The organism is Pseudarthrobacter sp. NIBRBAC000502770 (assembly GCF_006517815.1).
Lineage (GTDB): Bacteria > Actinomycetota > Actinomycetes > Actinomycetales > Micrococcaceae > Arthrobacter > Arthrobacter niigatensis.
On the sequence record NZ_CP041198.1, the window covers coordinates 1702910 to 1716903 of the forward strand.

General features: G+C 67.5%; 9 protein-coding genes. 1 reads left to right on the plus strand and 8 read right to left on the minus strand.

Annotated elements, in window-relative coordinates:
- Positions 1 to 106: 106 nt before the first annotated feature.
- The 5 genes from holA to leuS form a co-directional block, all read right to left on the minus strand.
- A complete protein-coding gene (gene holA / locus NIBR502770_RS08210; RefSeq protein WP_141181630.1) occupies positions 107 to 1123 on the minus strand; it encodes a DNA polymerase III subunit delta in 1017 nt (338 codons plus the stop codon).
- A complete protein-coding gene (locus NIBR502770_RS08215) occupies positions 1057 to 2868 on the minus strand; it encodes a ComEC/Rec2 family competence protein (protein ID WP_246857447.1) in 1812 nt (603 codons plus the stop codon). Before NIBR502770_RS08215 ends, holA begins: the two co-directional genes overlap by 67 nt.
- A gap of 311 nt (positions 2869 to 3179) precedes the next feature.
- Positions 3180 to 3989 carry a helix-hairpin-helix domain-containing protein gene (locus NIBR502770_RS08220; RefSeq protein WP_246857448.1) on the minus strand — a complete coding sequence of 270 codons (810 nt, stop codon included), beginning with the start codon at positions 3987 to 3989 and terminating at the stop codon, positions 3180 to 3182.
- Positions 3990 to 4277: 288 nt separating this feature from the next.
- Positions 4278 to 5273, minus strand: coding sequence for a DegV family protein (locus tag NIBR502770_RS08225; RefSeq protein ID WP_141181633.1), 996 nt, complete (start codon positions 5271 to 5273; stop codon positions 4278 to 4280).
- 87 nt (positions 5274 to 5360) lie between these two features.
- On the minus strand, positions 5361 to 7886 hold the full coding sequence (gene leuS, locus NIBR502770_RS08230) for a leucine--tRNA ligase (protein ID WP_141181634.1): 2526 nt from the start codon (positions 7884 to 7886) through the stop codon (positions 5361 to 5363).
- A 288-nt stretch (positions 7887 to 8174) separates the two neighbouring features.
- On the opposite strand from leuS, the gene NIBR502770_RS08235 reads away from it, so the two are divergent.
- A complete protein-coding gene (locus tag NIBR502770_RS08235) occupies positions 8175 to 9686 on the plus strand; it encodes an FAD-dependent oxidoreductase (RefSeq protein WP_141181635.1) in 1512 nt (503 codons plus the stop codon).
- A gap of 86 nt (positions 9687 to 9772) precedes the next feature.
- Here the strand turns inward: NIBR502770_RS08235 and glpK are convergent, their stop codons facing one another.
- The 3 genes from glpK to NIBR502770_RS08250 form a co-directional block, all read right to left on the minus strand.
- On the minus strand, positions 9773 to 11287 hold the full coding sequence (glpK, locus tag NIBR502770_RS08240; RefSeq protein ID WP_141181636.1) for a glycerol kinase GlpK: 1515 nt from the start codon (positions 11285 to 11287) through the stop codon (positions 9773 to 9775).
- Positions 11288 to 11329: 42 nt separating this feature from the next.
- A complete protein-coding gene (locus NIBR502770_RS08245) occupies positions 11330 to 12079 on the minus strand; it encodes an MIP/aquaporin family protein (RefSeq protein WP_141160368.1) in 750 nt (249 codons plus the stop codon).
- 91 nt (positions 12080 to 12170) lie between these two features.
- Positions 12171 to 13985: a glycerol-3-phosphate dehydrogenase/oxidase gene (locus NIBR502770_RS08250; RefSeq protein ID WP_141181637.1), complete on the minus strand. Its 1815-nt coding sequence runs from the start codon at positions 13983 to 13985 to the stop codon at positions 12171 to 12173.
- Positions 13986 to 13994 lie beyond the last annotated feature (9 nt).

The window sequence follows — 13994 nt, forward strand, 5'->3', positions numbered from 1 at the left end:
CGGCCACACGCTTTTAAGCTGTCCCGCCTGACCGCGGCAGCACGCGTCGGACGTCGCCGGGACATCGCGGGGCGGGACGCCTAAAAAGGATTAGGCGCGTCAGGCGCTATCTTCCCTGGACCGACATGGCAATTACCGTGACGGCATGCTCGACGGCATAGACGGGGTCCCGGGACAAACCCTTGACCTGCGCGTCCGCCTCAGCCGTGGCCTGGATGGACCGCACCAGGCCCTCGGGGGTCCAGCGCCGGACGTCCCGCTGCGCCTGCTCCACCAGCCAGGGCTGCATGCCCAATTCCGCGGCTATCTGCGCAGACGAGCCGGACGCACCAGCCACCCGCGCCACTGTCCGCAACTTCGATGCGAGTGCGGCCACCAGCGGAACCGGGTCGGCGCCGGTCGCCAGGGCGTGGCGCAGGGTAGAGAGGGCAACAGGGGCGTTTCCCGCCATGGCGGCGTCCGCTACCTTGAAGGCAGTCGCCTCGACCCGGCCGCCGTAATACTTGTCCACGGTGTCGGTGGTGACCGTGCTGCCGGCATCGGCGATCAACTGGGCGCACGCGGCAGCAAGTTCTGACAGGTCCGCCCCCACGGCATTCACCAGCGCCTGCACAGCGTCCTGGTTGATGCGGCGTCCGGCTGCCTTGAACTCCGCGGCAACGAACTGGACCTTGTCCGTGTCCTTCTTCAGCGGCTGGCAGTCAACCACCGGCCAGCCCGCCTTCCTGACGGCGTCAAGGAGCTTTTTCCCGCGGACACCGCCGGCATGGCGAAGAACGACGACGGCGTCCTCCTCCGGATGCTGAAGATACTGGAGCGCGTCGGCCAGGAAGGCGTCATTCATGCCCTCCACGGCTTCCACCTCGATCAGCTTGCTTTCGCCGAACAGCGACGGGCTCACCTGCATGCTGAGGGTCCCGGGCTCATACCCAGCCGCATTGATGCGGCTGACTTCCACGTCCGGTGCTGCCGCCCTGACCTGGGCGCGGATCGTGTCCATGGCCCTGATGCCCAGGTACTCTTCGGGCCCGCTCACCAGGACGATCCGGGCCGGAGCTACGTCCCGCCAGGAAGCTGTGTTCGATGCCGGGGAGCGGGATGCTCGCTTTTGCGCAGCGGCCATCGAATGTTCCTTCCGGAGGTTTTATTGCAATAACCAAGCCTGCCACGTCTGTGCCCGCGGTCCAAGCTGCCCGGGTCCCGGAGACCGGTCAGCCGCCGCCCGGCACCGTCCAGCAACCCTACGGTTGCGGCGTGAGCCTTCCGGATCAGCCGCACAACCCTGCGGGGCCGGGCCACCGCCCAGAGCGCAGCCAGCGACAGGACCGACAGCAGCACCATGGACAGCATGCCGGGCACCCCTTCCGGCCATGGCAGCGCCGAGCCCGGCAACTGGGCAGCGAGCCTGGCCGTGGCGGCAACGCCGGCACTGAAGGTTCCGGCCACGGCTACCAACGCCGTGGCGGCCCAGGGCAGCACCACCACCAGGGGCACCGCGGCAGTTCCCAACAGGGTGACCGGAGCCACCAAGGGCGACGCGACGACATTTGCCGCCAGCGAATAGGTTGAAAACTGGGGCTGCAGGAGCACGATGACGGGTCCGCACAGCAGCTGGGCGGATAAGGGGACCGCTAGTGCCGCGGCTGCCCACCGTGGAACTGCCGGGGGAATCCAGCCGATGATCCGCCGGCCCAGGATGATGATGCCGAGCGTGGCCAGCACCGAGAGCAGGAACCCGAAACTCGAGCCCAGCGCCGGGTCGGCCAGCAGGAGCCCCATAACGGCGAGGCAAAGAAAACTGAGGCCACGTCCCGAGCGTCCACCGGCCAGGGAGGCCACCCCGATGGCCCCCATCAGGGCTGCCCGCAGGACACTGGCATCGGGCCCGACCAGGACGACGAAAAGGGCCAGGCCCCCAAGGGCAGCGGCCGCAGCCGGTGCGCGCGGCAGCCGGAGCCGGCGGCAGAGGAGCAGCAGCGCCCCGAGCACCAGGCTGCAGTTCGCCCCGCTGACAGCGGTCAGGTGGGTCATGCCCACGGCCTTCATGGCGTTGTTCAATCCCTCGTCCAGCGCACTGGTGTCCCCGGTAACCATTCCCGGAAGGAGTCCGCTGGCATCGGGCGGCAGGAAGGCTGCGGCGGCGACGAAACGCTCCCGAAGTTTCCTGGCGGACCCTTCCAGCAGTGATCCGCCCACCGCGGGGCCGGGCGGGGTGGACGCTGCCAGGTTTCCGGCTTCCTGGCCTCCGGGGTCCGCCGCCCGCAGCTTGCCCGCTGCACGCAGCGTCTGCCCCGGCACAACGCCGCCCCATCCCTGCCCGCCCATCACCACCAACCGGGCGCGGGTCCGCACCTGGATTCCTCCCGTCGTCACTTCCTGTGTCCACACCGGCACGGACCAACGTCCGTCCGACCCGCCAGGACCGGCCACAGCCCGGGGAGTTCCTGCTACCTCGACGACGGCGACAGCTGACTTTCCGGCTGTGACCGCCTCGGCAAGCGGCCCGGTGAACCGTTGGCTGGAGGCTGTGGCAGAGTGGGCCGCGGCCGCGCTGGCCAGCAGCAGGGCCACGCCGGCAGCGGCCGGGAAGCTTCGAACCCGCGGGCGGGACACGGGATTACGGCCCCCACCGACGGCGTTGGAGGTCGGCCGCGCCCCGCCGCCCCTGGCCGCCCGGGCGAGCACGAGGCCGCCGATTGCAGCCAGGGTGCAGCACAATGCGGCAAGCTCGGTGGGCGGGAGCCACAGCCCTGTCAGCGATGCCGCCCACACCAGGGCCGCCGGGAGGGCGAGCCGGAGGTCCATGCGGCGGCGAGGTTGCCCGGAACCTGCTTCCTTTTCCGCCTCGGTCCCGCTGCGATCGCCCATCTGCTTGCGTACGTGGGCCGTGCCCTGCGCCAGGAGCCCTTGCAGTACCTTGTGGTGCCGTCCGGGCAGGCCATGTGACTTCAGGCGTCCCCGGATTGGTGGCGGCCGCACTCCCCCGGAACGGGACTGTGGTGTGGCAGCATGCACTGTGCCTGCGGGGATCCCGCCCTGCTGTCCGGGCCCGGCGCCCTGAACGGCGGATTCAACGAACCGGCGCCAAGGACTCCCGGGCCCTTCTCCGCCGGTGGCCGCGCCCCGCCCCGTCTGCCCGGCCCCTTCCGTCCTGCCCGTGGTCGCAGACATGGAGCGCCCTAGACCGTTACCAGGGGCAACAGGGCTTCAAGCATCTTCGGCCCGACGCCATCCACCGCATCCAGTTCTTCGATGCTCTTGAAAGGTCCGTGGTCCTTCCGCCAGTCCACAATCCGCTGGGCGAGCACCGGCCCGACTTTTGGCAGGGTGTCCAGCTCCGCAGCATCCGCTGTGTTGAGGTTGACCTTCCCGCCGTGTGCCCCGGATTGCCCGCCGGCAGGACCGGCGCTGCCTGGACCAGGATCCTCCGCACCCGCACCATCCGGTCCTGCCGGCAGTGGCTCCCCTCGTTGCGGCACGTAGATCTTCTGTCCGTCCTCCACTACGAGGGCAAGGTTGAGCCGGTTCACGTCGGCGTCCTGGGCGGCGCCGCCGGCGGCAGCAATGGCGTCATCAACCCGGCTGCCCTGCTGGAGCCTAATGACGCCGGGCGTTGCCACGGACCCTGCAACATGCACCACCACAAGGCCGCCGGCAGGATCCGCAGGTGGCGTATGGTCGGGATCAGCTCCAGCCTCTCCTGCACGTCTGCCGTCAGAACTGGCGCCGCTGAGCGGCAGGACTTCCGGGGATGCCGAACCTGCCTGCCACCAGAACCAGGCTCCAGCCGCCACCGCCAAGGCACCCAGCAGCAGGGCAACCCGCAGTCCTATCCGCCACCGGAGAGACGGCGCTTCGGCTGAACCGGCCTGGGTATTGCTGCCGGTTTCGGTTCCGGCTGCCCCGCCGGCGCCGCGGTACTCGAAGCCACCGGCGACGCCTCCATCCTCCAGAAGCCCGGCGGGGGCCTCTCCCAGTGCCGCTTGCAACCGGTCCCTCGCATGCCTTGGCTGCTGACGTGCTGCTCCAGCATCCCGGCGTGACATGGTCCCACCCTAGGAACCTCCGGTGGCGCGCCGCACCGGGCCAATGATGCTATGTGGAAAGGTGCGCACCTTGGGCTCCGGGAGCACGCATGATCTCCTCCAGCCTCCGGCTGCCGTCCCGAACTGGAACATCGCTGATGGGGGCGACGCTGCGGATTCCGGCGAATGGCCGCCAGAAGAGGCCAGGGGCCCTGCAGTTGGTGTGGCAGCGCGCCACCCACTGTCACCCGCTTAGCTGGGCCCTCCACCGCCATGAATCTGGGCCGACCTGCCGACAATCACCGCAAGGACCCCAAGGCCGGCGTGCGCTGCCAGGACCGCGGGTAGGGAGCTGATCTGCGCGGGCAGACAACCGGGAAGCGCCGCTTCAAGCCTGGCAGCCAGGCCTGCAGCCTCCTCCTGGTTGCCGAAATGGTGCACGGCGAGGACGACGGAATCATCCGGCTGCGGTGCAGCCGCGGCCACGACGATTTCCTCGAGGCGTGCCACGGCCCTGGCCGCTGAGCGCACCTTTTCCAGCGGGACGATCCTCCCGCCGTCGACTGCCAGGATCGGTTTGATGGCGAGCATGGTGCCCAGCAGCGACGCCGCTGCCCCGATGCGTCCGCCGCGCCGCAACTGCTCAAGGCTGGGCACGTAGAAGAAGACCTGGGTGTTTTCCGCCTGGGCCGCTGCAGCCGCGGCCACCTCAGACCGGCCTGCACCGGCTGAGGCGGCTTCAACGGCAGCCTGCACCGCCAGTCCCTGCGCCATGCCCACGGTGCGGGTGTCCACCACGTCCACGGGAATACCCACCCTGCCGGCGGCCAGCCGCGCCGCGTCAGCCGTGCCGGAAAGTTCGCCCGAGATATGCACCGAGACAATTCCATCGAAGCCCCGAAGTTCCGCGGCCCGGTAGGCCTGCTCGAACTGTCCCGGCGAAGGCCGTGATGTTTTGACCGGAGTCCCGGCAGCCAGGGCAACAGCAATGGTCTCGAGGATGTCGTCTTCGCCCTCGCCGTAGATTTCGGCGCCCACCATGACGGGCATCGGAGTCACGGTGAGGATCCCATCCCGGGGAAGTCCGCTGACATAGGCCGCCGGCAGGGCAGCGGCTGAGTCGGTGACGACGGCGGTCCGCACCAGAGCGCCTGGGCCCGGACGCCTGGACCCCGGCCGGACGGCCGGACGCAGGCCCGACAGCCGAGCACGGACCCACGGCCAGGCTGCGGCATTACTGTCGGGCAAGGTGCCTCCTGGAATCGGCGTCCGGCTCAACCGGCACCGGCCGCCGGAAAGCTTCCGACGGCCGGTTAATCACTGCGGGTACAGCAACTAGGCCGGAACGATGTTCACCAGCTTAGGGGCACGGACGATCACTGTCCGGATGCCCCGGCCGTCCATGGCCCGTTGGACGTTCTCCGACGCCAGGGCCAGCTCGCGCAGCTGGTCCTCCGAGACGTCCGGGGACACTTCCAGCCGGTCGCGGACCTTGCCCTGCACCTGGACGACGGCGGTCACCGTGTCCTGGACCAGGAGGGCGGGATCGTGGGCCGGCCAGCCCGCGTTGGCAACCGATGCAGGGTGCCCCAGCAGGTTCCACATGTCCTCGGCAGTGTACGGCGCGAACAGGCTGAGGATCACGGCCACTGCTTCCGCGGCTTCGCGGACCGCGGGGTCCCCGGCACCCGCCCCGGAGTCGATTGCCTTGCGGGTGGCGTTGACCAGCTCCATAAGCTTGGCAACCACCACATTGAACTTGTTGGCGTCCAGCAGTTCGGCCGCATCGGCGATGGTGCGGTGGGTGACGGACCGCAGCCCACGGTCGCCGGCGGCGGCGTCCGCACCCGGGGCACTCGCCACATCCTGTGCCAGGCGCCAGGCCCGGGCCAGGAACTTGGCTGAGCCGGACGGCGACACGTCGGCCCAGTCCACGTCGTCCTCGGGCGGGGAGGCGAACACCATGGTCAGGCGGACGGCGTCCACGCCGAACTTGTCCAGCTGTTCGCCGAGGTCAACGCCGTTGCCCAGGGATTTGCTCATGGCCTTGCCGCCGTTGAGGACCTGGCCCTGGTTCAGCAATGCACTGAAAGGTTCGTCGGCATCGATCATGCCCAGGTCGTGGATGACCTTGGTGAAGAAGCGGGCGTACAGCAGGTGGAGGATGGCGTGCTCCACGCCGCCCACGTACTGGCCCACCGGCATCCAGTCATTGATCTTCTGCGGATCGAAGGGGCCGTCGGTGTAGTGCGGTGAAACGAAGCGCAGGAAGTACCAGGACGAGTCAACGAACGTGTCCATGGTGTCGGTGTCCCGTTTGGCCGGCCCGTTGCAGGTGGGGCATTCCACGTTGACCCAGGACTCGGCTGCCGCAAGGGGCGAGGTGCCCATGGGTGCCAGGTCCTCACCGCGGAGGTCCGCGGGCAGCGTGACCGGCAGCTGCTCGTCCGGGACGGGAACTTCGCCGCAGGACGGGCAGTGGATGATGGGGATGGGCGTGCCCCAGAATCGCTGGCGGCTCAGCAGCCAGTCCCGGAGCCGGAAGTTCACGAACTTCTCGCCGGTCCCCTGCTTCTCCAGCATGGCGATGGCGGCGGGGATCGCCTCACCCTTGGGCATGCCGTCCAGCTCGCCCGAGTTGATCAGGGTCCCCTCCCCCGCCGTTGCGGTGCCGGACACGGCCGGGTCCTCCTCGCCGGTGTCCAGGACCGCCCGGACCGGCAGGCCGAAGGCCCTGGCAAAGTCGAGGTCGCGCTGGTCGTGGGCCGGCACGGCCATGATGGCGCCGGTTCCGTAATCCGCCAGGACATAGTCGGCAGCCCACACGGGCAGCTTCTCCCCGTTCAGCGGGTTGATGGCGTAGCGGCCGGTGAAGACGCCGGTCTTCTCGCGTTCGGTGGACTGGCGTTCGATCTCCGAGAGTGCCTTGACCCGTTCGCGGTATTCGTCCAGGGCCGCGGCGTGTTCGTCAGTGACAAGTTCGACGGCGAGGGGCGCGTCCGCAGCGACCACGAAGAAAGTTGCCCCGTACAGGGTGTCCGGGCGGGTGGTGAAGACCGTGACGTCCCTGGCGGGCTTGCCGCCGTCGGCCTCGATCACGAAGTTCACGTGCGCACCCTCGGACCGGCCGATCCAGTTCTTCTGCATGGCCAGGACACGCTCGGGCCAGTGGCCGCGGAGCTCGTCCATGTCATCCAGCAGGCGGTCGGCGTAGTCGGTGATCTTGAAGTACCACTGGTTCAGGGACTTCTTGGTGACGGTGGTGCCGCAGCGCTCGCAGGCGCCGTTGACTACCTGCTCATTGGCCAGGACGGTCTGGTCCTTGGGGCACCAGTTGACCGGGGAATCTTTCCGGTAGGCCAGCCCGCGCTCGTAGAAGCGCTTGAACAGCCACTGGGTCCAGCGGTAGTACTCGGGGTCTGAGGTGTGCAGGCGGCGCGACCAGTCGGCGGAGATGGCGTACCGCTTGAAGGACGCTGCCTGGGTGTCGATGTTGGCGTAGGTCCACTCGCTGGGGTGGGCGTTGCGCTTGATCGCGGCGTTCTCCGCGGGCAGGCCAAAGGAGTCCCAGCCGATGGGGTGCAGTACGTCGTAGCCCTTCTGCCGCAGGTAGCGGGCCACAACGTCACCCATGGCGAACGCCTCGGCGTGGCCCATGTGCAGGTCGCCGGACGGGTACGGGAACATGTCAAGCACGTAGCGGCGCTCCCGCGACCCGTCGTCCACCGGGGTGAAGACCTTGAGGTCTTCCCACACCTGGGGCCACTTGGCCTCCATGGCGGCGAAACTGTAGGTGCCCTCTTCAGGCTCCGCCGATACTGTTGTTGCTGTTCCGGTCTCTGTCTCCGGCTGAACGCCCACTGCTGCCCTCTTCTGTTCTGTTACGGCATCTGTGCTGCCATAACGGCCTGATCCTCCTGCTGCCGGCCCGGCGCCATGCCCCGGACACACAAAAGCCCCTCTCCATGGAGGGGCTGCCGCTCAGCTGTCCGATAATCGGAGCCGGCGGCTAACTAAGCAGAAGGATCGCACGCATGGAACTACTTTAGCGCACCGGTCCGGCCCCCGCCTCAGCCGGGCCTAACGGCCCGTTGCAATGGCCGGGGCAAGCGCGCATGATCATCCCACAACGTTGGGAGGCGGCACACCATGTCAGAGGCAACCACCGCCGGCCCTGCTGAAGGACAGCCACTCTCCCTCTGGCTGGCAACAACCGGAGCCACCGACTTTCCGGTCCTGCACGGCACCGTAGAAGTGGACGTGGCAGTCATCGGTGGAGGCATCGCCGGGCTGACCGCAGCCCTGGCCCTGAAACGCTCGGGGCGCTCGGTGGCCGTCCTCGAAGCCGGCCGGATCGGCACGGGCGTCACTGGCCACACCACCGGCAAGGTGACCTCCCTGCACCGCCTCGCCTACACGGATCTGCAGCGCAGCCACGGCACGTCAGCTGCCCGCGTTTACGGAGCAGCGAACCAGGCCGCCCTGGAACATATCGGCCGCGTCGTGGCGGCGGAAGACCTTTCCTGCGGATTCAGCCGCGTTGCCAACTACACCTTTGCGGCAGGTCCCGAGGCGCTGCCGAAGGTGCGCGCGGAAGCCGGACTTGCGGCCGCCCTCGGCCTTCCGTCGACCTTCACTACCGACGTGCCCCTGCCGTTTCCGGTGGCCGGCGCCGTCCGGTTTGACGGCCAGGCCCAGATCCACGCGGTCCAGTATCTTCAGGGGCTGGCCGGAAAGGTGGACGGCGGCGGCAGCTTTGTCTTCGAACGGACACGCGCGGTGGATCTTCGCGAGGGCACGCCCGTCACCGTTGCGGCCGCAACAGGAACAGTGCTGGCCGGGGACGCAATCGTGGCCACGAACGTCCCCTTCGGAGACCATGGCCGATTTGAGTCACTTTGCCGGCCGCACCGCTCATACATCGTCGCTGCGCCGGTTGATACGCCTCCCCTGGACGCCACCTTCATCAGTGCCGATGAACCCATGCACTCGCTTCTGACCGTGCGGCTGGACGGGACTACATACCTGCTGGTTGGCGGCGGAGGCCACCCCGCCGACGAGCAGGTTGATCCGGCACCGCGCCAAGCCGCGCTCGCCCGCTACGCGCGCAGCCACTTCAGGGCCGGCAGCGTGTCCTACCGCTGGTCCACCCAGGATGCCCTGCCCCAGGACGGGCTGCCCTACGCCGGACCGCTGAACCCTGACAGCCGGCACGCGTTCGTGATCACCGGCCTGCGCAAGTGGGGCCTGACCAACGGTACGGCCGCAGCATTGGCACTGGCTGACCTCCTCAATGGCACTCCCAATGCGTGGGCCGCCCTGTTTGACAGCAACCGAGCGCCGCGGCGGCCCACAGCGCAGGCAGCCCCACGGGCCGGGGACAGCGTTTCCCACACGGACTCCGCAGCGCGGGCAGCTGACCTCGCGCCGGGCGATGGAACGGTGCTTGACGCGGACGGAACCAGCACGGCCTGCTACCGGGACGAGGCCGGACACGTCCACGCAGTGTCGGCTGTCTGCACCCACCTGGGCTGCACGGTGGGCTTCAACCGGGCAGACCGGACGTGGGACTGCCCCTGCCATGGCTCCCGGTTCGATGTGGACGGCAAAGTCATCCAGGGTCCGGCCACCGAAGATCTGCCACCGCGGCCCGTTCCCTGACATCCCCACGCTTAGGCGGATTTAATCCCGGACACGGCAAGGGGCCGCCCCGCCGGAAAGGCAGGACGGCCCCTGGGTTGAAGAACCTACTTGACGTCCTCGTCCACCCAATCCATGGACTTGGTGACCGCCTTCTTCCAGAGCCGCATCTGGCGTTCCTGCTCGGCCTTGTCCATCTGCGGTTCCCAGCGCTTGTCCTCGGACCAGTTGGCCGAGCACTCGCCCAGGTCCTTCCAGAAACCGACGGCCAGGCCTGCCGCGTAGGCAGCACCCAGTGCCGTGGTCTCGATGACCTTCGGACGGATGACCGGCACGCCCAGGATGTCCGCCTGGAACTGCATCAGGGCATCGTTGGCCACCATGCCGCCGTCGACCTTCAGCTCGCTCAGCGGCACGCCGGAGTCCGCGTTGACCGCATCCAGCACCTCGCGGGTCTGGAATGCGGTGGCTTCCAGCGCTGCCCGGGCGATGTGGTTCTTGTTGACGAACCGGGTCAGGCCCACAATCGCGCCGCGGGCATCCGAACGCCAGTATGGGGCGAACAGGCCGGAGAACGCCGGAACGATGTAAACACCGCCGTTGTCCTTGACTGATGCAGCGAGGGTTTCCACCTCAGGGGCGCTGCCGATCATGCCCAGGTTGTCCCGCAGCCACTGGACCAGCGAACCGGTCACCGCGATGGATCCTTCCAGCGCGTAGTGCGGTTTGGCGTCGCCCAGCTTGTAGCCCACCGTGGTCAGCAAGCCGTTCTTGGAGTGGACGATCTCCTCGCCGGTGTTGAAGATCAGGAAGCATCCTGTGCCGTAGGTGTTCTTAGCCTCGCCCGCATCAAAGGCTGCCTGGCCGAAGGTCGCTGCCTGCTGGTCGCCCAGGATCCCGGCAACCGGTGTTTCGCGGAGCAGCTGCGAACTGTGGACGCTGCCGTAAACCTCGGACGAGGACTTGATCTCCGGCATCATGCTTCGCGGCACGCCAAAGATCCCGAGGATTTCGTCGTCCCACTGCAGGGTTTCGAGGTCCATGAACAGGGTCCGGGAGGCGTTGGTGACATCGGTGACGTGGACACCGCCGTCCACGCCGCCCGTGAGGTTCCAGAGGACCCAGGCGTCGGTGTTGCCGAACACCAGGTCGCCGGCCTCTGCCTTTTCCCGGGCGCCGTCAACGTTGTCCAGGATCCACTTGATCTTCGTGCCGGAGAAGTAGGTGGCCAGCGGAAGGCCCACCTTCTGTTTGAAGCGGTCCGCTCCGCCATCCTTGGCCAGCTGGTCCACGATGTCCTGCGTGCGCGTGTCCTGCCACACGATCGCATTGTAGACCGGCTTTCCCGTGGTCTTGTCCCACACCACCGCGGTTTCGCGCTGGTTGGTGATGCCGACGGCGGCAATATCGTGCCGCGTCAGGTTTGCCTTCGAGAGGGCGGAACCGATCACCTCGCGGGTGTTGTTCCAAATCTCCGAGGCGTCATGCTCCACCCAGCCTGCCTGCGGGAAGATCTGCTCGTGCTCCATCTGGCCGGAGGAGACAATGGCGCCGCTGTGGTCAAAGATGATGGCGCGGGTGCTGGTGGTGCCCTGGTCGATGGCGATTACGTACTGGTTCATAATGACGTCCTTGTCTTGTTGATCGAGCTGTTTGCCGGGGGCTTAGGAGGCGGCGGTGATGATGATCGGAACGATCCTTGCCACAATGCCGGCGAGGGCGCCGCCGACGAGCGGGCCAACCACCGGAATCCAGGCATAGCTCCAGTCACTGGAGCCCTTGCCCTTGATGGGGAGCAGTGCGTGGGCAATGCGGGGTCCGAGGTCACGGGCCGGGTTGATGGCGTAGCCGGTGGGGCCGCCGAGGGAAACACCGATGCCGACAACGAGCAGCGCCACAGCCAGGGGGCCAAGCCCCGAGGGGGTACCGCCGAGAGTCAGGATCACGAAGACCAGGACGAACGTGCCGATGATCTCGGTGATCAGGTTCCATGGGGTGGAACGGATGGCAGGGCCGGTGGAAAACGTACCCAGCTTGCCTGCGGGCTCTGGCTCGTCATCAAAATGCTGCTTGTAAGCCAGCCAGCAAACCACGGCACCGAGGAAGGCCCCCACCATCTCGCCACCAAAGTAGGTCAGCGTGGTGCCGAAATCAACAGCGACTCCCGGGGCGTACTCGGCCTTGCCGTTGAGCAGCAGGCCCAAGGTCACGGCCGGATTCAAGTGGGCACCGGACTTGGCGGCGACGAAGACACCACAGAAGACAGCGATACCCCACCCCCATGTGACCATCAGGAATCCGCCGTTGTTGCCTTTTGTGCCCCGCAAAGCCACGTTGGCAACGACGCCGCAACCCAACAGGGTCAGCATGCCCGTGCCAAAGACTTCGGAGAGGAAGACTATTCCTAGAGACATCTTTGACTCCTTCTTTGTTTAGTTGTCGGTCCTTCGCTGGTGAAGGACCGTTGGGCCGGGACGCTGGCGCGCCCCGGCCGGCCGCCCGGCCTCAGGAGACCAGGCTGTGCGTTTCCACGCGGTGGAATCTCTGCAGCACGTCCTGTGCGTGCTTGATCTCAGCGGCGCGGGCTGCCGCGTCCCACTTCAGCGGCACTGACAACACCTCCGCCACTTCGTTGAGGAGTTCCCCGGTGACCAGCCCCCGGAAGGCCAGGGAGGTACGGCGGATGAGGACATCCACCAGGTGCCCCACCTGTTCGTTGGCCGCCATGAACTCCAGCTCCCGTACGCTGAGCTCGCGGGTGGACCGCAGCGGCTGGTCAGGGGCAGCGTCGAGGTATGCGATCACGTCGTCCGCCCGGGTACCGTACCGGGTCAGCAGCCCTGCTGTGCGGTCCGCGTCGCGGCCGGCACCCATGTGCGCCTTGATCCATTTCTGCACGCCTGCCTCGTCGGCCGGGAAGCCTGCGCCGCCGCCGATGGGGAGCTGCGCCGTCGACACCTTGCGCTGAACCCCGAGCTCGGAGAGGACGTCATTGGTCAAGTGCTCGGCGAGGGCCCGGAACGTGGTCCACTTGCCGCCCACCAGGCTCAGTACGACGGCGCCGGTTCCGTTTGTGCCCGTGGCGCGCCGTTCAATGCGGTAGTCGCGGGAGACGAAGCCGGGCTGGGTTGCGTCGTGGCTCGGCAGGGGGCGCACCCCCGAGAACGTGTAGACGATGTCGTCGGGGGTCACGTCGACGGACGGGAAGACGTGGCCGATCAGGTCGAAGAAGTACTGGATCTCCTCATCGGTGCAGACGGCGTCTTCCGCCATGTCCGCGTCGACGTCCGTGGTGCCCACCAGCACCCGGTCGCCCATGGGGTAGATGAGGACAATCCGGCCGTCGGTGTGTTCAAAGAAGATTTCCCGGCCGCGGCAGGCGGCGAGCAGGCCCGGGTGGTCCAGCACGATGTGCGAACCCTTGGTGCCGCCCATGAAGGCAGAGGCTGCACCCATGGCCTCATTGGTCAGGTCCACCCACGCGCCTGTGGTGTTCACGATGATGTCCGCGGTGAAGTCGAATTCCTCTCCGCTGAGTTCGTCGCGCAGGCGGACGGTGCTGCCCCGGCCGGTCCCTGGGTTGGGCTCCGGGGACATGGCTGTCAACGAGAGGTAGTTGCTGGCCCGGGCGGTGTCACCCTGCGCGGCGGCGCCCTGGGAATGGCCGGCCTTTTCGCCGTCCTGCAGGACGTCAAGGGTCAGCCGCTCCGGGTTGTGCACCGAGGCGTCGAAGTAGGTGGCAGTGTATTTGACGTCGGACCGGAGCGCGGGGAGTTCCTGCAGGGCTGCCTTGTGGGTCCGGAACTGGTGCCGGGGCACCGTGCCGCCATCGCGGGAGAATGAGTCGTAAAGGCTAAGGCCCACCTTGATGAGGAATGCGCCGCGCTCCTTGGGCTTGCCCTGCTGCTTGTGGGTAAGGAAGCGCAGGGGCGCGGAGAGGATCCCGGAGAAGGTGCTGAAGATGGGGATGGTGGTCTGCAACGGCTTGACATAGTGCGGGGCGATTTTCAGCAGGCGGTTCCGCTCCACCACTGATTCGCGGACCAGGCGGAACTCACCGTTTTCCAGGTACCGGATGCCGCCGTGGATCATGTGCGACGATGCACCGCTTGCGCCCTGGCAGTAGTCACCGCGTTCCACCAGCGCCACATCGACGCCCTGCAGGGCCAGGTCACGGAACGTTCCCACTCCGTTGATGCCGCCGCCAACCACCAGCACCTTTGCGTGCGGCCGGCGCCGCAGGCTGTGGACCGACGCGCGTTCGCCTCCCGGACGGGGCGTGTTAACAGTCGGTTGGACAGTTGAATCCTTGGGTCCCAAAACAACTCC

Bases quoted from the DNA above. Each gene is read 5' to 3' on its own strand.
- holA (WP_141181630.1), bottom strand. From the start codon at position 1,123: ATGGCCGCTGCGCAAAAGCGAGCATCCCGCTCCCCGGCATCGAACACA.
- NIBR502770_RS08215 (WP_246857447.1), bottom strand. From the start codon at position 2,868: ATGGGCGATCGCAGCGGGACCGAGGCGGAAAAGGAAGCAGGTTCCGGG.
- NIBR502770_RS08235 (WP_141181635.1), top strand. From the start codon at position 8,175: ATGTCAGAGGCAACCACCGCCGGCCCTGCTGAAGGACAGCCACTCTCC.
- glpK (WP_141181636.1), bottom strand. From the start codon at position 11,287: ATGAACCAGTACGTAATCGCCATCGACCAGGGCACCACCAGCACCCGC.
- NIBR502770_RS08245 (WP_141160368.1), bottom strand. From the start codon at position 12,079: ATGTCTCTAGGAATAGTCTTCCTCTCCGAAGTCTTTGGCACGGGCATG.